We start from the raw sequence: 18,451 nt of genomic DNA, 5'->3' as shown, positions 1-18,451 counted from the left end.
CGGAACGATCCGAAGGAGTGCAAACGCCATCATCGGACTAGAGGAATACCACTTCTTCTTCTGCCGACTGTCCTGACCGTCCCGGTGCTGTGAGGGCTGGAATGTCGACATCAAAACCGTCCGAACGAAATGAATCAGGGTGGTCCGCACGGGGCTCCGGGCTGCCTTCATCGTGGGACTGCTTCTCGCTATTCGCTATATTTTCTGCAAACCCAGAGACGAGATCTGCTGTAGAGCCATTTTCTCTAATGGAAACAGAATTAGAGGCATCCCGGGAACTATGGTCCTTCATGGCGGCTTGTGTCGCGGTCAAGTCAGCCGCTGTCACTGACTTTGCCGAAGGACCTTTGATATGAGTAGGCGCTTCATCAAGATCGCTTAAGGCCGTGCTTTTGGACACACCGCTTTTCGTTGCAAACTGCTTACTCAGAGCCTCGGCACTAGCCGCATCTTTCGGTGGTTGGGCTTCGCTCTGGAGAGTGGGGACGGGCGTTTTTTCCCTGGGCTTTGTCCAGCCGAGTTCTTCATCTGTTTGCGGAATATAGCGGGCGGCCAGTTCAAGATGTTTTCGAACAGTGTCAATCGACGTCGGGAGAATTACGAGGGATGCGATACCCAGCTTGCGTGCATTGAGTACATCCTGAGCTGTCGCTTTCTTGGAGCACAGAATGAGACACACACCGCGTCCTCCGGCAAATTCAACCTGTCTTGCGGGAATGAGCATCTTGGCCAGATGCTGAGGGCCATAGCTCTCATCAACAAAGACGATATCTGCCTGCCCTGCGGCAACAATAGACGTCGCCTGCTCAATGTCTGACATGGAGAGCGGGTGCTCTATGCCACAATTTTTGAGCAGATCGGCCCACAATTGACGATCATGTCGCCTAGGGGCGAGAATCATGACTGACAGGCTTTTCACTGGTATCAAGCGACGCGACACTTTTGCCTCACCAAATTATTGTTGTTGTTTAGGCATCAGACCCCCAGTTGTCTGAGCCTATTGTTATTTTTGACCCCTGTTTTGTACAAGAATGCAAAAATAGGCCACTCCTATTGGTAATGGCCTATGATTGCTAACAATTCCTTGTAATCGGTAAAATTTCAAGTTTTTGTATAAGTGTCAGTTAACAGGAACTTGCGCCAATAGAATAGCCACTCAACGTCCGCTTTTAAGGCTGCCTAAAATGCCTCTTACGATAGCTCTGCCTAAAGAAGAGGCAACCGAACGGACGACAGATTTGACTGCTGCCTCAGCAACAGTCTGGCGGCCAGAGCTGCGTCTGCTGGTGGATCTAGAGGGGGCGCTTTGTGGCCGATCACCCCTGTTGAAGTCGGGCAGAGTGAAGCCTGTACGGCTTTTCTTGGCCTTGGTTGTTTCTTCTTGTTGCCGCTGTTCCTCTTCGCGCTGTATTTTATTCTGCGCTCTCGTTTGTAGCACTTCATAGGCGCTTTCCCGGTCTACAACCCGGTCATAGACGCCCAGAATGGGGCTATTGGTTATGATCTCTTTGCGCTCGCCCTCTGAAAGGGGGCCGATACGTGAACTTGGTGGTCGGATCAGGGTGCGCTGAACCATTGAGGGCACACCCTTTTTCATCAAGGTGGAAACTAGTGCTTCGCCGACGCCCAACTCGGTGATGACTTGCCGGGTATCAAGTGCCGGATTGGGGCGGAAGGTGTCGGCTGCTACCCGAACGGCCTTTTGGTCGCGAGGGGTGTAGGCCCTTAGTGCATGCTGTATACGGTTGCCAAGCTGGGACAATACGTCATCGGGCACATCAAGCGGGTTTTGCGTAACGAAATAAACGCCGACCCCCTTGGAGCGGATAAGCTTGACCACCTGTTCCACCTTGTCCACGAGCACTTTCGGGGCATCTTCAAACAGGAGGTGGGCTTCATCAAAGAAGAAGACAAGGCGCGGCCTGTCCCTGTCTCCAATTTCTGGCAGTTCCTCGAACAGTTCCGAGAGAAGCCACAATAGGAAGGTCGCATAAAGGCGAGGGGACTGCATTAGCTTGTCTGCGGCAAGAATGGACACAACGCCGCGACCATCTCGCGTGGTGCGCATCAGATCAAGGATATCAAGCGCAGTCTCGCCGAAGAAATGCTCCGCACCCTGTTGCTCCAGAACCAGCAAGTCGCGCTGAATAGCGCCGATTGAGGCTGTGGAGATATTGCCATATACGGCGGAAAGCTCTTTGCGCCGCTCTTCCATATTGACCAGAAGCGCACGCAGATCTTTCAGATCCAGTAGCAACAAGCCTTCGTCATCGGCCAGTTTGAAGGCAATGTTGAGAATGCCCTCTTGCGTATCATTCAACCCGAGCAGGCGTGCAAGCAGCAAAGGCCCCATGTCGGTGATGGTTGTGCGTACAGGGTGTCCTTGCTCACCAAACAGATCCCAGAAGATTGTCGGAACAGATGCGAAGTCATAGTCTTTACCAAGGCCGATTGTCTCTGCACGCTTGGCAAGAAAATCTTTCGCTTCCCCCTTGGCTGCCAGCCCAGACAGGTCGCCCTTGACGTCAGCACAAAAGACAGGAACACCGGCATTGGAAAAGCCTTCTGCGAGAATTTGCAGCGACACGGTCTTTCCCGTGCCTGTTGCACCCGTGATCAGCCCATGCCGGTTGGCCAAAGAAAGGGGCAGATACTCACCCTGACTGGTCTGTGTGCCGTCTTCTGCGGAAAGAAAAGAGGTGCCGAGATAAACGGCCTCATCATGCAACATGGTCATGGCGATTCCTGCTCTGAGTCTTTGGCTTGCCAGTCATGCTAGAAGACCGACCCGCCCAGTAGAATGAAATACAAACGCTAAGAAGTTCCAGATCCTGACAGTAATGTCCCGGTTCAAAGCTGCAAATGCGCATGCAATGTCAGGAGTGTAATACACCGAATCTTTTACGTTGGTTGATCTGTCTGCGCAATATGATTGAAGGCAACCGGACCAGCTATCAGACAATAGAAGCCATATTTCCGGCGCCCGTGCAGTTCATTCTCAGTGATTGGCCCAAGGGTGGCTCAATCTGCTGTTTCTTTCATCGCCCATTGTAAGCTATGTAAAGACTCAAACGCCTTTGTCTGAACCAATCACATTCAGGAGATCATTATGGAACAAGTCATTGCCCGGATCGCATCCGCAGCAGGCATATCCGAAGACCTCGCCATGACCGCCGTCAAGATCATTCTCAACTTCCTCTCCAAGGAAGCCCCCGAAGACAAAATGAATATGCTGGTTGAGGCTCTGGGAGCGCAGCCGCTTATGGAAAGCGCTGCTGAAACCGAGGAAAGCGGTGGCGGGCTGCTTGGCGGCTTGATGGGCGCGATGGGCGGCATGGGTGGCATGGGCGGTGCCATGGCTGCGCTGAACCAGTTGACCAGCGAAGGCCTAAGCATGGGTGAGATACAGACCGTCGCTTCGGAGCTGATTACCGTCGCCAAGGAAAATGCAGACGATAGTCTGGTGGATGATGTCGTCAATTCTGTTCCTGCACTTCGCCAGATCCTGTAATTGGACACATCCAATACTTGCAGACCGCCTCTTTATACTACACTGTGTTGGTGGTGATCATACCCTATGCTCGCTGCCAACAATCAGGAGGATGGTGCCGGGCAGACCATGGGTGAATAGCTCGGTCACCATTTATTGTGTGGAGGCAAGTTATGACATCTTATTCTATTGCAAAAATCGAGGGAATCGGACCCGTCTATACCGAGAAGCTGAAGGCTGTTGGCATCACCAACACCAAGGCTTATTTGGAAAAAGCCAAGGATGCCGCTGGGCGCAAGGCTCTGGAAGAGGAGACCGGCATAGACCATGCCCGTATCCTAAAATGGGCGAATATGGCTGATCTAATGCGTATCAAGGGCGTGGGGGAGGAATATTCCGAACTGCTGGAAGCTGCCGGTGTGGACACGGTCAAGGAATTGCGCAATCGCAATGCTGCCAACCTGACCGCTGCCATGAAAGAGGCAAATGTCGAGAAGAAGCTCGTCCGTCAGGTGCCGGCTCTGGGAAATGTTGAAAATTGGGTTGCAGAGGCAAAACAATTGCCTCCCATGATGACCTACTGAACTGATGACACAAGCATATTGAAAAGCCAGCGAACCATGTCGCTGGCTTTTTCAGTTTTTCAGAGCGCTTCAGTTGCGGTTTCTTACACCACGTCTCTGCCGCACCCAACTGGTACTGCGGCCCGTATCTACAATGCCCGTCCTCTACGAGATCAGCGAAGCTGGATCTGTCCATAACGCATGGCTTCAACAACCGTTTGCGTCTTGTTGGCAGCCTGCATTTTCTCGGAGGCATTTTGCAGATGGGCATGCACGGTACGTTGCGAGATATGCAGCTCGTCTGCAATGTCGCCCGCGGTTTTCCCTTCGGCCGTCATGCTCAGAACCAGCTTTTCGCGCGTCGAAAGCTCGCCCGGGCGGCTGGAAAGGATCGGATGCACAGAATGCATCTCTGCCAACTCGTGCTGGATGGTTGTTGTCAGGGCTGTTAGCTCACGTTCGGACACATTCAATTCAGGCCCGGCTACGCAAATGGCCACTTGCATGACATTGAAATGATGAACGTGAATGCCGATCAAGGTGCGATAGGTGCGCGGGCTGGTGCCGCTGCGCTGCAAAAGGCCAATGAGCGAGGATTCCTTGATCCAGCTATTTTCCTTTTCATCAAGATTCCAGCTTGTCGGCTTGGACAAGACGGCAATGCGCCGCAAAAGGTCGTCACTACCGCGCACCTGTGCAAGATGGGCGCTGGACAGAATACTATCACCCCAGTGCTGATAGAGTACCAGTTTGCCAAGGTCTCGGCCGGGAAGGGGGAGGCCTGTGATAAGAATATGCTCTGCACCGAACGATCTGAATCGGGATACGACACTCTCGAAAAAGGCGTCGGGATTTCTGGCTGGTTGAGTGACAGAAATGGACTTATCGGAGGGAGCCCAACGGGTATCAGTCATGGATATAAACTGCTGTTTCGATGTTGAAATAAAATCAGACACAAATGCCTGACCGACAAAAAATAAAGCAACAGTCAATCAGGTTGGATTATCTCTTTCCTGACACACTATCGCCTTCCCACTTAGACCCGCTCTAGATGTTGGACTATTGTACAAATCTGGGCAAGCGAAAAAACGGGGAGACAAGATTATCAATGTAATTTTTCGCCAGTATGGTTCAAAAGCTAGGTAAATTTTCCCCAGTTTGATTTTTTAAGATACGGAGCCACATGGAATCGTTCGTAATTTTTGACAGGCTCTAAAACATATGATTCTCTGCTGGGACAGCTATGCGAAAAAACGATGTCCAGCTGGACGATGCGGCAGGAAACGTTTGGACACAAACGGTGGGGCGTTTTTCAGGGGCCGAAAATTTTCGATCAACAGCGCCATTCGGAGAGCTTGCGAAGTAGGGTGTTTAGGCTTTAGTCTAAGGGCTGGAGTGACTTAGCTGCACTTTCTTTGCCAATCTTCAGGACTAGATAAAAATCCGAACTATTCATGTGCTTTCAAACTGAGCTAATGCAAGGCCGAAGCTCCATCGGTTTTTTGCAAAATTTTTTATCCTGTAGAAAGACACATGTCAGAAAACCAGCTTAATTATTGGCTTAGGATAATGAGATAGGACAAAGATCGGTGATGCAAAGTGTATATCCTTGCGATCTGATGCAAAAATAAGTGCAGTGTATCAGTTCACGATAAGGACAGATGCACGAAAAAAGACGATTTGAGGAATGTGCGCAGGGGCGATCAGCTCCTTCGGAATCTTTCCTCTATAATTGGGAGTGAATATGATGAGCGAAGCGTTGAGGATAGCCGAAACATTTCCAGGCTATTCCCGTGAAGACTGGGTCGCGATGGTCGAAAAGGCACTCAAGGGCCAGCCGATTTCTCGCCTCACAACGAAAACAGTAGACGGCACGGAAATCACCCCGATTTTCGAAAGAGCCGCAGGAAAAGCGCCTTTGGCGATGCGCGCCAAGGATACCCCTTGGGCCGTTTGTCAGCGGATGGATCATCCTGATGCAGCCAAGGCAAATGAACTGGTTTTGAATGACCTTCTGAACGGCGTAAACATGATCAGCATTCCGTTTGCTGGTAGCGCCACCGCCCGTGGCTACGGTCTGGCAGCAGACAAGGATGTTCTTGCAAAGGCTTTGAACGAAGTCGTCATGGATCTGATTGCATTCCGTCTGGAAACCGGGGCTGCTGGTGATGCTGCTGCCAAGGCTTTCGCGGATGTTGTTGCAGACAAGGGCGCAGATGCTGCTTCTGTGAAGGTTTCCTTCGGCCTGGATCCAATCGGTTGTTTTGCAAGCACCGGTGCTCTGCCGTCCGATTGGGCCGCAACTCTAGTCAGCACGATCAAGGATCTGAAAGCCAAAGGCTTCAAGGGACCATTCATTACCGCTGATGCACGGCCTTACCATGATGCCGGCGCTAGCGACGCACAGGAACTGGGTGCAGTTGCTGCAACCATCGTCGCTTACTGGCGTGTTCTGGAAGAAGCCGGTTTCGAGGCTTCTGAAGCTCTTGGCATGATTGATGTGGTGCTTTCCGTTGAAGCAAACCAGTTTGCTTCTCTGGCCAAGATGCGTGCGATGCGTCACTTGTGGGCTCTGATTGTAGAAGCCGCTGGTGTTGATTTCTTGCCTCTCTCCATTCATGCAGAGACCTCCTGGGCAATGATGACGCGCCTTGATCCATATGTGAACATTCTGCGTGAAACCACCGCCTGCTTTGCTGCCGGTGTTGGTGGGGCTGACAGCGTTTGCATCGTTCCGCATACGATGGCACTGGGTCTGCCGACCTGGCATGACCGTCGCATTTCGCGCAACCTGCAGACCATGCTGATCGAAGAATCAAATCTTTATCGCGTAACTGACCCTGCCGCAGGGTCTGGTTATGTTGAAAGCATGACTGATGAAACCGGCGCAATTGCCTGGGCTCTGTTCCAGGAAGCTGAAAAAGCTGGTGGTGCAGTTGAAGCGTTGAAAAAAGGCCTCTTTGTTGATGCAATCGCCAGATCCAACGATGCACGCAACAAGCTAATCGCAACCCGTCGCGCTGCATTGACCGGCGCATCGGCCTTCCCGAACATCGAAGAAAAAGATGTTGAAGTGGTCGACGTTGCTCCGATTGCTCTGGCTCTTCCGGCTGCTGGTGAAACCTGCACGCCTTTGAAGGTGGTTCGCCTTTCCGAGCCTTATGAAGCTCTGCGTGATGCTGCCAAGGTTGCCGGCAATCCTCCGGTCTTCTTTGCCAACATGGGCCGCATTGCCGACTTCACCGCACGCGCAACATGGACCAAAAACTTCTTCGAAGCTGGTGGCATCAAGGCTTTGTCTGACAAAGGCTACACCGATCCGGCAGAAGCTGTTGCCGACTTCAAGGCTTCCGGTGCTGCCATCGCAGCCATCGTTGGTCCTGATGGCCTTTATGAAGAAAATGGTGCCGCATTCGCCAAGGCTCTGAAAGAAGCGGGCGCGAAAATGGTTTATATCGCAGGTCGTCCGAAAGATCTCATGGAAGCACTCTCTGCTGCCGGTGTTGATTCTTTCGCTTTCGAAAGCTGCGATGTGCTTGCTGAACTCAATAAAATTCATGACGTTCTGGGCATTGCCCCGGTCGCCAAGGCAGAAGCATAAGGAGCTGGAATTATGAGCAAGATCCCTAACTTTGCCGACATAGCATTCAAGGCGGCCAGCCCTTCTGTGACCGCTGGTGATTCCCTCTGGCACACGCCGGAAGGTATCGACGTAAAAGACGCCTATGCCGAGAGCGAAATCTCCAAATACGATTTCCTCAACACCTGGCCGGGTCTGGCACCGTTCGTGCGTGGCCCATATCCGACCATGTATGCACAGCGCCCATGGACGATCCGTCAGTATGCCGGTTTCTCCACCGCTGAAGACTCCAACGCCTTCTACCGCCGCAACCTTGCAGCTGGTCAGAAAGGCCTGTCCATCGCGTTTGACCTTGCAACGCACCGTGGTTACGACTCAGACCATCCGCGCGTTGTTGGTGACGTTGGCATGGCCGGTGTTGCGATTGACAGCATCTATGACATGCGCACCCTGTTCGACGGTATTCCGCTCGACAAGATGTCTGTGTCCATGACCATGAACGGTGCTGTTCTTCCTGTTATGGCGCTGTATATCATCGCCGCAGAAGAGCAGGGTGTTTCTCAGGACAAACTGGCCGGGACCATTCAGAACGACATTCTAAAAGAGTTCATGGTTCGTAACACCTACATCTACCCACCGCATCCTTCCATGCGCATCATCTCGGACATCTTTGCTTATACGTCCCAGAATATGCCGAAATTCAACTCCATCTCGATCTCCGGCTACCACATGCAGGAAGCTGGTGCTACGGCTGACCTTGAGCTGGCCTACACGATCGCTGACGGTCTGGAATATATCGGTGCTGGCGTGGAAACCGGTCTGGATGTGGATGCTTTCGCACCGCGCCTGTCCTTCTTCTGGTCCATCGGCATGAACTTCTTCATGGAAGTTGCCAAAATGCGTGCCGCTCGTCTGGTTTGGGCTAAACTCGTCAAAGAGAAGTTCAATCCGAAGAATCCGAAGTCCTACTCCCTGCGTACGCACTCCCAGACATCTGGTTGGTCGCTCACCGCTCAGGATGTTTACAACAACATCGGGCGTACCGCGATTGAAGCAATGGGCGCAACGCAAGGGCATACCCAGTCTCTGCATACCAACGCTCTTGACGAAGCGCTGGCTCTGCCGACTGACTTCTCTGCACGTATCGCTCGTAACACCCAGCTGTTCCTGCAGCAGGAAAGCATGACCACCAAAGTCATCGACCCTTGGGGCGGTTCTCACTATGTTGAGAAACTCACCGCTGAGCTGGCTGAAAAGGCCCTTGCTCACATCAAGGAAGTTGAAAGCCTTGGCGGCATGGCAAAAGCCATCGAAGCCGGTATTCCTAAACTGCGCATCGAAGAAGCTGCTGCAAAAACTCAGGCTCGCATCGATGGCGGTTCCCAGACTGTTGTTGGCGTGAACAAATACAAGCCAGACTTCGAAGAAGACATCGAAGTGCTGCAGGTTGACAACACCTCTGTTCGTCAGCAGCAGCTCGACAAACTGGCTCGCCTGAGAGCTGAACGTGATCAGGGTGAAGTGGATCAGGCTCTTGCTGACCTGACCGCAGCAGCCGAGCAGGGCACTGGCAACCTGCTTGATCTCTCCGTTAAGGCAGCGCGCGTTAAAGCCACTGTTGGTGAAATCAGCTACGCACTGGAAAAAGTTTACGGTCGCCATCGCGCCGAAATCAAATCCATCTCCGGTGTCTATCGTAAAGAGGTTGGTGCCATGTCCGACGTCGTACAGAAAGTCTCCAAACTGGTTGATGAGTTCGAAGCAAACGACGGTCGTCGTCCTCGTATCCTCATCGCAAAAATGGGCCAGGATGGTCACGATCGCGGCCAGAAGGTTATTGCGTCCGGCTTTGCTGACCTTGGCTTCGACGTTGATATCGGACCTCTCTTCCAGACCCCTGAAGAAGCTGGCCGTCAGGCTGTCGAGAACGACGTGCATGTGGTTGCTGCCTCTTCGTTGGCTGCTGGTCACTTGACCCTCGTACCGGCTCTGCGTGATGCTCTGGCTGCTGAAGGTCGTCCGGACGTCATGATCGTTGCTGGTGGTGTTATTCCGCCGCAGGATTATGATGCGCTTTATGCTGCGGGCGCCTCTGCCATTTATCCTCCGGGAACGGTTATTGCTGAAGCTGCTATCGATCTCATCGGTCAGCTCAACAAACGCCTTGGCTACACCAAGGACGCTGCTGAATAAGCGCAATGCGCTTTGCTTCAAGCAATTTGACATAAAGAGAGGCCGCCCTTTGGGTGGCCTCTTTTTCGATCTGATGACATGCATTACCTGAGCTGCGACAGGCTGTCTTGGCAGGAAATAGCGGCCTCTTTCTTGACTCTTGTGATGCGCTCCCCACTTGTTGAAGATCTATCCAATGGGAGACTCATATTTCATGCTTATTACCACCACCTCCAGCGTACAGGGCCGCGTCATTCGCGATTACAAGGGCATCGTCAATGGGGAAGCCATTCTGGGCGCCAACGTGTTCAAGGATTTCTTTGCAGGCATCAGGGATATTGTCGGCGGGCGTTCGGGCGCCTATGAATCCGAGCTCCAGCGCGCTCGTGAAATCGCGCTTGATGAAATGACCCAGCACGCCCATCGTCTGGGCGCCAATGCGATCATCGGCGTGGATGTCGATTATGAAACCGTTGGCGACAAAGGCTCTATGCTGATGGTGGCTGCCTCTGGAACAGCTGTCGTCATTGAGTAACGAATCGTCGATACTCTCATCTGAATATATCCGGCAATAGCCAACGCTATCCGGTGCGTGAGGCGTCCTTTGAAGCGGTCGCAGGGACGGGCGTCTTGAAAGGTGAGACAATCAGATGAAAAATCTATGTGTTTTCTGCGGCTCCAGTTGGGGGCGCAGAAAAGAATTCGAAGAAGCTGCCATAAATCTGTCGAAAGAGATTGCGCGGCGCGGCTATGGTCTTGTCTATGGCGGGTCTTCTGCTGGACTGATGGGTGCCTGTGCCGATGCTGCCTTGGCCGAAGGGGGCAAGGTGATCGGTATCCTGCCTGATGCGCTCAAAGCCAAGGAAATAGATCATAAGGGGCTAACCGAACTGCATTTGGTGGAAAGCATGCATGAGCGCAAAAAGCTGATGGAAGAGCTTTCCGATGGCTTCATATCGATTCCCGGCGGCATTGGCACGATGGATGAGCTGTTCGAGATGTGGACCTGGGCCACGCTGGGTTGGCACGAAAAGCCTTCTGCGCTTTTCAATGTTGCTGGCTATTATGATGATCTCATCCGGTTTCTGGATCGTACCGCAGAAGATGCTTTCGTCAAGCATGAGCATCGAGACATGCTAATTGTCGAAACGGACATTGCACGGCTATTCGACCGTCTGGAAAACTATGCCGCCCCGAAGGTTGGCAAATGGATTCCAAAAGATGATGCTCTCTAGGATAGCGTGTCTGTCTTTTGGCATGGTAGCATTTCGATGTGACGCAGACTTTTGGTCCTGACCAGAAAGAGGCATTTATGGTTGAATTTATAAGATTGTCCGATTGTCCCGCCATCGTCGAGCAATGCGCCAGCTTTCATGCAACGCTCTCTGGTGATGACAGCGGCGAGGGATTGGAGATGCGCATAGCAGCCTTCCGTCGACTCGCTCTGGATGGTGAACAGGAAGATGGGATCGTGGCGCTCTTTGATGAAGGCGATCAGAAGGGAAAGATTGCAGGTCTTGCGGTTTTGCTTGCAGCCGAGTTGGAGGCCTTTGAAGAGCTGGGACCTTGGCAGACTGGCGTGAAAATCAGTCCGGCAGTCAAGGATCAGGAAGCTTTGAAATCTGTTCTGAGCGATCAGGTTGAAGCTCTAGCTCTGGATCTGGGCCACGATCAAATCTTCGTGCATGCAGACGAGCGAAGCTGGTTTGAAGCGCGAGGCTATTCCGAGATAGAAGCCTTTGAAAGAGGCGGGGAGACTTTTTGGGTGCTTGGAAAGGCATTGTAAAATAACAAAAAGCCCCTTTTGTCATGGTCTGTATGACCTGAGACAAGAGGGGCTCTTTGAATACTTCAAACTTGCTTTCTTCTACAAGGTCAAAAGGCCTTTCAGATCCTTGAACTGGGCAACCGGGGAGAGATCGCGATATTCATCCAGATCGGCTGTGCGGTTAATCCAGACCGTGCGGAAACCGTAAGCCGTCGCGCCAGCCACATCCCAACGGTTGGAAGACTGGAAAGAAATGGCTTCTGGGAAACAGCGGAACGCTGTCATGGCCAGATCATAAACCGATGACTGGGTCTTATAGGTCTTCACATCATCGGCGCTCAGGATATGGTCGAAAAGGTCGCCTAAGCCGTTTTTTGCGACAGCAGCGTCCAGCATCTTGCGGGTGCCGTTTGACAAGATAGCCAATTGCGCGTCGCGGGCCTTTAATTCTTCAAGAACCGGGCGAACATCTTCAAAGGCATCGGCCTCATGATAGGTGTCCAGCAAGGCCTGACGCATGGATCGATCAGCATCTGGAATGCGCTCATAGGCAAAATCGAGGGCGCGTTCTGTCAGTGTCCAAAAATCGACATAGCGGCCGGTGAGGGCGCGCACCCAGCTATATTCAAGCTGCTTTGACCGCCAGATTTCGGAAAGATGCGCTGCGTTGGGGCCGAGTCGGTCTGAATATCGACGCACGGCAGCATGCACATCGAAAAGGGTTCCATAAGCATCAAATACATAAATTGAGCATGCGTCTGAGCCAGCCATGCTTTTTTCTCCTTGAAATGTCTTTTGGATAGGCCACGAAAGTCGTCCGGGTAAAATTGCACCATTCGCAACTGAAGTGAGGCCCTATAATTTGCACAGGCGTTATAAGAATGCAACGTGTGATCACAGGATATGTTCCAGAGTTATCGGGAAGATTTTTATTGATTTGATGAACAATATGTATCGCTTTTTGCAGATTTTGGGCCTATAAGAATGAACCTCATCTATTTGCACTCCGCTCAAGGAATGGCTTGACCTGAGGCTGCTTTATGGTTTCCATCTAGCTTGCAGTCATCCAGCTCCCACCCCTTGAACCCGGTTCAATCAGCCCCAATCAAAATGAGACAGTTTGCCTCACGAGACTTTTTTTCAAGATTGTCGGGTTTCCGCTATGGATAGGGGAGCGAGCGAGAGGAAATAAAAGCAAGGAATATTTCAATGGCAGAATTTTCACAAACTTGGACTTGGTATAAAGGCGAATGGCTCGAAGGCAACCCGGCGATGATGGGCCCACGCGCACACGCATTCTGGCAGGGCTCGACCGTATTTGACGGTGCCCGCTATTTCGAAGGCGTGATGCCCGATCTTGATCGCCACTGTGAGCGTATCAATCGCTCTTGCGAAACCCTTCTCATGAAGCCGACCATGAAGACCGGCGAAATCATGGAACTGGCTGCTGAAGGTTGTCAGAAATTTGGCGGTCGCGCTGTTTATATTCGCCCGACCTATTGGGGCCTTGGCAGCTTGGCGTCCGTGATCAATGTGGATCCAGATGACATTGAGTTCTGCCTGACGCTGTTTGATGCAGAGATGCCTGATCCGAACAATGGCACCCGTGTAACCACCACCAAATTCCGTCGTCCGACCCTTGAGACGATGCCAACCAACGCCAAGGCATCCGGTCTTTACATCAACAATGCCCGTTGCCTGAAAGAGGCCATGGACAAGGGTTTTGACAATGCCATTGTCTGCGACATGCTTGGCAACGTGGCCGAACTGGCAACCGCCAACTTCTTCATCGTCAAGGATGGTATCGTCAAGACCTCCGTTCCCAACGGCAGTTTCCTGAATGGTATTACCCGTCAGCGCACAATCCAGTTGCTGCGCGACGCCGGCGAAACCGTCGTCGAATGCTCTTTGACCCTTGATGACTGCCGCGAAGCGGATGAAATGTTCTCGACCGGCAACTACTCCAAGGTTGTTCCGATCCTGGCATTTGATGATCGTCAATATGACCATGGCCCGATCGCCAAGAAGGCGCGTGAGCTATACTGGGAATTCGCGTTCAAGAAATAAGGGGTGCGGGGTAACCTGCAGGTCCTGAAAATTTAAGGGGAAGGGATTGACCTTCCCCTTTTTTGTTTCCAGATTTCCGATAGTGGTTAAGTGTTGTGATTTGCCCTGCTTTTGACATTTTACTGGCTTACTGAGTGAGCTAAAGAGAAATAGGCATCAGCAATATATGCCCGCCTCAAATTCGATAGCCTCCATTTGATGGCTCTGCCCGGAGCACAAGTAAGGTTGAGATTGGCGTGTTAAAGATGCTTAGCCGGATCAGGAAGGGTTAAAAATTGCCTTTCAAGATCTGGGCAGGAGATCACCGTCAGGAGCAAAATGATGAAAAGCAAACGACCCCTATCGTTTCTGATTGTTGCAAGCCTGTCGATTGCGTTTGTGCTGCCCATTATTGACGCAGCCAGTGCATTCCCATCCGGCGCGTCTTCGGATAGTGCCCCCCAAGGGCTGGGAATGCTTGTGCAGGCCGCTTCATCCAGGCCATCCAAGCAGGTTACCACCGGCAACGCCCACAATATTCGCCCCAATCCGAAACCGTCCAAATGCCTGATGCTTGCCAAGAAAATCGGCGCATCCCGCGTGTGGTGGGGACGCCATGTCGGGGCCAAGGAAGTGGAAGATGACGATCTGTTCTTCTCGGTCGGTCCGCGCAGGGTTGAGTTCGATGATATCGGGTGCTTCCGCACCAAAAAGGATTGCCAGAACTGGCTCTACTGGAAGCGAACGGAATATCCGATTTTTGCCTCCATCAGTCCATGCCGCAGAGGGTTGTAATCTTCTCTGCGTGAGCGCACTGCCCTCATGATTGTCCGAAGACAATTGATCGTCAAAAAGAAAACCCCACCTCGATGAGATGGGGTTTCTTTTTATCTTTACGGGCTAGTGGTGAGCGATAGGCAACCCACGCGCCCCTTACGTCTCTGAGCGATATCAGGAAGCGGCTTCGAGAAGCTCGGCTACATATTCCCAGTTGACCAGATTGTCGAACCAAGCCTCAAGATATTTCGGGCGCGCGTTGCGATAGTCGATATAATAGGAATGTTCCCAAACATCGCAGCCAAGCAGCGGTGTTCCGCCGTGAACCAACGGGTTTTCGCCATTCGGGGTCTTGGTCACAGCAAGCTTGCCGTCTACCAGAGCCAGCCATGCCCAGCCGGAACCGAACTGGGTAACACCAGCATTGATGAAGTCAGCGCGGAACTTGTCCATGCCGCCGAGATCTTCTTCGATCTTGGCTGCCAGAGCGCCCGGAATGCCGCCTTCCTTGGCAACAGGCTTCATCCATTTCCAGAAATGAACGTGGTTGTAATGCTGAGCTGCGTTATTGAAGAGACCGGCATTTTTGCCGAAGCTTTCCTTTATCACATCTTCAAGGCTTTTGCCTTCCAGACCGGAGTCCTTGAGAAGGTTGTTGCCGTTGGTGACGTAAGCCATGTGGTGCTTGTCGTGGTGGAATTCGAGGGTCTCTGCAGACATGAAATCGCCAAGAGCGTCATAGGCATATGGAAGTTCGGGAAGTTCAAAAGCCATTGAAATATCTCCATTTAATTGAAAGGGCTACCGGCGGGAAAGTCGGTGGAATTTTGATATGTATCAAAAATAATGGTTATTGCTTATGACCACAAGGGGAGCCAAACGCATTTTCTTGAAACAGCACCAAATTCACAAACTTTCAGGTTGCGGAAGACCAAAAATTCCTGGTCAGATAGGTTAAGCAACCTACCATCTTCTCAATCAATGCGCGAGGAAGCCTTTTGTTCCATGCCGAACAGGGAAATCAGTTTTTCTTCAAAAATTCTTGGAGAAAAATCTTCTTCGCGAATGCGCTCAAAACAGGCTTGCTTGATTCTGTCGATCTGGGGCCGATCTTCCAATAGCTCCTGAAGCTTGACGGCGAGAAGAAACGCATCTCCGATGGGAACCAGTGGCGCAACCATGCCGCCTTTCAGAATATCCATCGGGCCGCTGGCGCAAGTGGAAACGCAAGCGATGCCCGCATCCATCATTTGACAAAGGGAAAAGGAATAAGGGGCATTGGCTGCTGCCAGGCAATAAAGATCGAAGGCCTCTGCCATTTCTGCTGCGTCCATCGGGCCCATAAATTCTACAAAGGGAGCGATATGATCTGCCAGTTCCTTCAACTCATGCTCCAGTGGGCCTTGCCCGGCGATGACAAATTTAACATCCGGACAACTCTGGTGTAGCAGCTGGGCTGCATGAAGGAAGGTACCCAGTCCGTCGCCTTCTTCGAAGGGGCCACTCGTACCAATCGTCAAGGGGGTGTCTTCAGCCGAAGGCAGAGGCTTGATTTCTGAGAATTGGGTCTCGTAAGGGTAGGGCATGACATCTACAGGGACTTCGCCCTCGAACAAATGCTCAGCCTCTTCCGAAACGCTCGATGTAAGAGTCACCAGACGGTTGGCATGTTTGAACCCATCAAGCATATCATCATGGCATACGCCGATAACCTTCCGTGCGATCTGCCCCAATCCACGGCAGGCAAAGGCTTCGTGACTGATCGCAAAATCGAAGCGAAAGCGCCGCGTTGCTGTCAGAATCGGCCAGAGCTGCGGCGTGCGTTGAAGCAGCTTTCGGGAGAAGTCCGAGACGGGATACATATTGTAGCCCATGGAGCGCGCATCTTCGGCAAATGGCGAGCCATTTGGGGCCATGATGGTAATGTCGAAGCGCTTGGAATGGGTCAGGTGATGCAGATAGATATCATAGGCTTCCAGAATAGCCGCATCCTTCCGCTCTGGCGCAAAAAACAGCAGTGATTTGCGCGGCTGCTCGGGATTGACGTGACTATCCATCGTCTGCATTCCTGTGTCTCCGGTGGTTGTCTACTTGAAAGGACTACCGGGCAAACCCTTGCATTTGGCAATCCTTACCACCCTTTGAGTCTATGACAGAATTCCCGCGCTACTGCAACAAGGTGGCAATGCTGAACAAAGCGCCGCAACAGAATGGTTGGGAAAACCCTTGATCGCTTGATTTCTGCTCTGCGATTGGCGAAAAGAAGGAAGGCCAGAGCCTGAAGGCCGTCAGACCTGACACATTCCAAATATATCGCTTATCCGCGACCTTTCTCTCTCGTGAATTCAACACCAGCTTTTCAATAAATAAAGAAGAAAATGCCATGACCATTGCTCCAAACTGGCAACAAGCCGAACGAGTCGCCAAAGAAATCTGCTCAGTCTGGGGCGCCGATGCGCCCGGTGGTGTCATTGTGGCTTTCGACGCTGAAGGGGACAGGCTCTCTGTTGCCTCAGGCCTTGAAAATCTCTCCACGGGCAAAGCCTTTTCAGATCAGTCCGTGGGCCGCTTTGCTTCGATTACCAAGCATCTTTTCTGCACTCTGGTTCTTCAGCATCCTGATTTGTTGTCCGTTGATGATCGTCTCGGGGCGCATTTGCCTGAGCTTGGCGAGCCGCTCGCCAGCGTGACTGTTGGTCAGGCTCTGGATATGAGCGGCGGTCTGCCAGATATGCGTGAATGCCTTTCACTGCTGGGCCTGTCGGTTTACACAGAGACAAGCGAAGAAGCCAACCATGCCTTCATGGTGCGCCAGAGGCGGCTTAACTTTGATGCCGGTACCGAGGTGTCCTATTCCAATACGGGCTACCGGCTGGTTGAAATGATCCTCAAGCGCAAGGGTGTTCTGCTGCGGGATTTCCTCAAAGATACAATCAATTCAGAGCTGGGCACCGCCTTTGATGCCCCCCATGTGTGGGCAGAACCCGTCAAGGATCTATGCCCGGGCTATTGGTTCGATGGTAACACGTGGTTGCAGTCGGCAGCCGGTCTTCAGATTTCAGCTTCAGGCAGTGTGACCACATCGGCCTCCGGCATGAGCAAATGGCTGCGCACTTTGATGGCTGGGAAAGGCAAATGGGCAGGTATCCTTGATCAATTGTCCGCTCCTCGAAAACTCGAAAACGGCACAGTCACCGGCTACGGGCTCGGCATTACAGATACCCTTCTGGGAGATAGTGTTTTGATCGGGCATGGTGGCAGCCATCCCGGCTACAAGGCCTATATCATGATGGATCGGCCAACAGGAACCGGCATTGTCTTCCTCTCGAACAGGGATGATGCGGATTCTCGCGACACTGCTTCGCGTGTCATGGCGGCCTTGCTCGATCTGCCCATGCCCAAGCCAGCACCAAGACGCCTTCCGGAAGGATTATACGTGGCAGAGACAGGTCCTTTCTGGCTCGAAGTGGCAGATGGAAACGCAACATGGCTCGATGATGCCAGCGGTCTATATGAAGAGGGCGACAACAAAGTGTCTACCCGTTCTGCCACATCCCAGTTGGAGCTTAAGTGGGATGGTGAGGCCCTTGTCGGAACGGTTGGCTATGTGCCCCGGCATTTGGTTCGAGCAACTGCTGAGACTGTTTGTGATCAGCTCAATGGTTTGTGGCGCAGCGATGAAGGGGCGTTTCTGGAGATTTCCAACGGGAGCCTCACAATGGGGGTGGGCCCCATTCGCCAAACCGTTCCGCTCACGTCTATTGGGGGCGGACGCTATCTGTTCACGATCACTGATAGCCTCTGGACCAAACGCGTTTGTCTCAATTGTCTTGAAACGGACCGCATTGAGTTGGCTCTTAGCCGTGCCCGCATGATCGAATATAAGCGCGTTCGTTGATCACGATTGCGTGAGGCTAAGAATGGAAAAGGCCCGCTTTTGACTGTTTTTAGCGAAATTTTGCAGCATTCAGTTGTTTTGCATGGAGTGAATAAGTCGCTAGAAATAGTTTTGCGAGCTCGCCCTTTGGTTTTAAATATATGTGAACGTTACAGCT

General features: G+C 52.1%; 17 protein-coding genes. 10 read left to right on the top strand and 7 right to left on the bottom strand.

Annotated elements, in window-relative coordinates; genetic code table 11:
* Positions 1 to 37: 37 nt before the first annotated feature.
* The gene (locus tag ACKPCT_RS09375; RefSeq protein WP_139229177.1) at positions 38 to 820 is read right to left on the bottom strand and encodes a hypothetical protein; all 783 of its coding nucleotides are present in this window, start codon (positions 818 to 820) and stop codon (positions 38 to 40) included.
* A gap of 336 nt (positions 821 to 1,156) precedes the next feature.
* On the bottom strand, positions 1,157 to 2,731 hold the full coding sequence (locus tag ACKPCT_RS09370) for a helicase HerA-like domain-containing protein (RefSeq protein ID WP_090068916.1): 1,575 nt from the start codon (positions 2,729 to 2,731) through the stop codon (positions 1,157 to 1,159).
* Between the two features lie 378 nt (positions 2,732 to 3,109).
* Here ACKPCT_RS09370 and ACKPCT_RS09365 point away from each other — a divergent pair, with 378 nt between their 5' ends.
* Positions 3,110 to 3,511 (top strand): DUF2267 domain-containing protein, encoded by a 402-nt coding sequence (locus tag ACKPCT_RS09365; RefSeq protein WP_319516456.1) that lies wholly within the window; start codon positions 3,110 to 3,112, stop codon positions 3,509 to 3,511.
* Between the two features lie 152 nt (positions 3,512 to 3,663).
* On the top strand, positions 3,664 to 4,074 hold the full coding sequence (locus ACKPCT_RS09360) for a DUF4332 domain-containing protein (protein ID WP_090068103.1): 411 nt from the start codon (positions 3,664 to 3,666) through the stop codon (positions 4,072 to 4,074).
* A gap of 152 nt (positions 4,075 to 4,226) precedes the next feature.
* Here ACKPCT_RS09360 and ACKPCT_RS09355 read toward each other — a convergent pair whose 3' ends face one another.
* On the bottom strand, positions 4,227 to 4,967 hold the full coding sequence (locus tag ACKPCT_RS09355) for a helix-turn-helix transcriptional regulator (protein WP_319569043.1): 741 nt from the start codon (positions 4,965 to 4,967) through the stop codon (positions 4,227 to 4,229).
* An 830-nt stretch (positions 4,968 to 5,797) separates the two neighbouring features.
* Between ACKPCT_RS09355 and ACKPCT_RS09350 the strand changes: the two genes are divergently transcribed.
* From ACKPCT_RS09350 to ACKPCT_RS09330, 5 genes are all read left to right on the top strand, one after another.
* Complete coding sequence (locus ACKPCT_RS09350) at positions 5,798 to 7,654, top strand: methylmalonyl-CoA mutase family protein (protein WP_319569042.1); 1,857 nt, start codon at positions 5,798 to 5,800, stop codon at positions 7,652 to 7,654.
* A 12-nt stretch (positions 7,655 to 7,666) separates the two neighbouring features.
* Positions 7,667 to 9,826 carry a methylmalonyl-CoA mutase gene (gene scpA, locus ACKPCT_RS09345; RefSeq protein ID WP_090068109.1) on the top strand — a complete coding sequence of 720 codons (2,160 nt, stop codon included), beginning with the start codon at positions 7,667 to 7,669 and terminating at the stop codon, positions 9,824 to 9,826.
* A gap of 193 nt (positions 9,827 to 10,019) precedes the next feature.
* Entirely contained in the window at positions 10,020 to 10,340 is a 321-nt protein-coding gene (locus tag ACKPCT_RS09340; protein ID WP_090068917.1) for a heavy metal-binding domain-containing protein, read from the top strand.
* A gap of 115 nt (positions 10,341 to 10,455) precedes the next feature.
* Entirely contained in the window at positions 10,456 to 11,040 is a 585-nt protein-coding gene (locus tag ACKPCT_RS09335; RefSeq protein ID WP_090068111.1) for an LOG family protein, read from the top strand.
* 77 nt (positions 11,041 to 11,117) lie between these two features.
* On the top strand, positions 11,118 to 11,591 hold the full coding sequence (locus tag ACKPCT_RS09330) for a hypothetical protein (RefSeq protein ID WP_090068113.1): 474 nt from the start codon (positions 11,118 to 11,120) through the stop codon (positions 11,589 to 11,591).
* A gap of 81 nt (positions 11,592 to 11,672) precedes the next feature.
* Here the strand turns inward: ACKPCT_RS09330 and ACKPCT_RS09325 are convergent, their stop codons facing one another.
* Positions 11,673 to 12,344: a haloacid dehalogenase type II gene (locus tag ACKPCT_RS09325; RefSeq protein ID WP_090068115.1), complete on the bottom strand. Its 672-nt coding sequence runs from the start codon at positions 12,342 to 12,344 to the stop codon at positions 11,673 to 11,675.
* Positions 12,345 to 12,782: 438 nt separating this feature from the next.
* On the opposite strand from ACKPCT_RS09325, the gene ACKPCT_RS09320 reads away from it, so the two are divergent.
* Together ACKPCT_RS09320 and ACKPCT_RS09315 are read left to right on the top strand one after the other, a co-directional pair.
* A complete protein-coding gene (locus ACKPCT_RS09320; protein WP_090068117.1) occupies positions 12,783 to 13,640 on the top strand; it encodes a branched-chain amino acid aminotransferase in 858 nt (285 codons plus the stop codon).
* 318 nt (positions 13,641 to 13,958) lie between these two features.
* Positions 13,959 to 14,414 (top strand): hypothetical protein, encoded by a 456-nt coding sequence (locus tag ACKPCT_RS09315; protein WP_319569041.1) that lies wholly within the window; start codon positions 13,959 to 13,961, stop codon positions 14,412 to 14,414.
* Positions 14,415 to 14,570: 156 nt separating this feature from the next.
* On the opposite strand, the gene ACKPCT_RS09310 is transcribed toward ACKPCT_RS09315, so the two are convergent.
* The 3 genes from ACKPCT_RS09310 to ACKPCT_RS09300 form a co-directional block, all read right to left on the bottom strand.
* Positions 14,571 to 15,170 (bottom strand): superoxide dismutase, encoded by a 600-nt coding sequence (locus ACKPCT_RS09310; protein WP_090068120.1) that lies wholly within the window; start codon positions 15,168 to 15,170, stop codon positions 14,571 to 14,573.
* A 200-nt stretch (positions 15,171 to 15,370) separates the two neighbouring features.
* Positions 15,371 to 16,462, bottom strand: coding sequence for a glycosyltransferase (locus ACKPCT_RS09305; protein ID WP_319569040.1), 1,092 nt, complete (start codon positions 16,460 to 16,462; stop codon positions 15,371 to 15,373).
* A gap of 100 nt (positions 16,463 to 16,562) precedes the next feature.
* Positions 16,563 to 16,781, bottom strand: a complete 219-nt coding sequence (locus ACKPCT_RS09300; RefSeq protein WP_090068124.1) for a hypothetical protein — start codon at positions 16,779 to 16,781, stop codon at positions 16,563 to 16,565.
* On the opposite strand from ACKPCT_RS09300, the gene ACKPCT_RS09295 reads away from it, so the two are divergent.
* Complete coding sequence (locus ACKPCT_RS09295) at positions 16,780 to 18,294, top strand: serine hydrolase domain-containing protein (RefSeq protein ID WP_319569039.1); 1,515 nt, start codon at positions 16,780 to 16,782, stop codon at positions 18,292 to 18,294. The genes ACKPCT_RS09300 and ACKPCT_RS09295 overlap by 2 nt on opposite strands.
* Positions 18,295 to 18,451 lie beyond the last annotated feature (157 nt).

It is taken from the genome of Cohaesibacter marisflavi, assembly GCF_963665895.2.
GTDB lineage: Bacteria > Pseudomonadota > Alphaproteobacteria > Rhizobiales > Cohaesibacteraceae > Cohaesibacter > Cohaesibacter marisflavi.
The sequence above is the reverse complement of the archived record's forward strand: the minus strand, read 5'-3'. Positions and strand labels throughout refer to the sequence as shown.

What these genes read in the sequence shown, in the direction of transcription:
- ACKPCT_RS09350 (WP_319569042.1), top strand. Translation starts at nt 5,798, where the DNA reads ATGATGAGCGAAGCGTTGAGGATAGCCGAAACATTTCCAGGCTATTCC.
- scpA (WP_090068109.1), top strand. Translation starts at nt 7,667, where the DNA reads ATGAGCAAGATCCCTAACTTTGCCGACATAGCATTCAAGGCGGCCAGC.
- ACKPCT_RS09295 (WP_319569039.1), top strand. Translation starts at nt 16,780, where the DNA reads ATGACCATTGCTCCAAACTGGCAACAAGCCGAACGAGTCGCCAAAGAA.
- ACKPCT_RS09355 (WP_319569043.1), bottom strand. Translation starts at nt 4,967, where the DNA reads ATGACTGATACCCGTTGGGCTCCCTCCGATAAGTCCATTTCTGTCACT.
- ACKPCT_RS09340 (WP_090068917.1), top strand. Translation starts at nt 10,020, where the DNA reads ATGCTTATTACCACCACCTCCAGCGTACAGGGCCGCGTCATTCGCGAT.
- ACKPCT_RS09310 (WP_090068120.1), bottom strand. Translation starts at nt 15,170, where the DNA reads ATGGCTTTTGAACTTCCCGAACTTCCATATGCCTATGACGCTCTTGGC.
- ACKPCT_RS09300 (WP_090068124.1), bottom strand. Translation starts at nt 16,781, where the DNA reads ATGGCATTTTCTTCTTTATTTATTGAAAAGCTGGTGTTGAATTCACGA.
- ACKPCT_RS09330 (WP_090068113.1), top strand. Translation starts at nt 11,118, where the DNA reads ATGGTTGAATTTATAAGATTGTCCGATTGTCCCGCCATCGTCGAGCAA.
- ACKPCT_RS09315 (WP_319569041.1), top strand. Translation starts at nt 13,959, where the DNA reads ATGATGAAAAGCAAACGACCCCTATCGTTTCTGATTGTTGCAAGCCTG.
- ACKPCT_RS09320 (WP_090068117.1), top strand. Translation starts at nt 12,783, where the DNA reads ATGGCAGAATTTTCACAAACTTGGACTTGGTATAAAGGCGAATGGCTC.
- ACKPCT_RS09365 (WP_319516456.1), top strand. Translation starts at nt 3,110, where the DNA reads ATGGAACAAGTCATTGCCCGGATCGCATCCGCAGCAGGCATATCCGAA.
- ACKPCT_RS09325 (WP_090068115.1), bottom strand. Translation starts at nt 12,344, where the DNA reads ATGGCTGGCTCAGACGCATGCTCAATTTATGTATTTGATGCTTATGGA.
- ACKPCT_RS09360 (WP_090068103.1), top strand. Translation starts at nt 3,664, where the DNA reads ATGACATCTTATTCTATTGCAAAAATCGAGGGAATCGGACCCGTCTAT.
- ACKPCT_RS09305 (WP_319569040.1), bottom strand. Translation starts at nt 16,462, where the DNA reads ATGCAGACGATGGATAGTCACGTCAATCCCGAGCAGCCGCGCAAATCA.
- ACKPCT_RS09375 (WP_139229177.1), bottom strand. Translation starts at nt 820, where the DNA reads ATGTCAGACATTGAGCAGGCGACGTCTATTGTTGCCGCAGGGCAGGCA.
- ACKPCT_RS09335 (WP_090068111.1), top strand. Translation starts at nt 10,456, where the DNA reads ATGAAAAATCTATGTGTTTTCTGCGGCTCCAGTTGGGGGCGCAGAAAA.
- ACKPCT_RS09370 (WP_090068916.1), bottom strand. Translation starts at nt 2,731, where the DNA reads ATGTTGCATGATGAGGCCGTTTATCTCGGCACCTCTTTTCTTTCCGCA.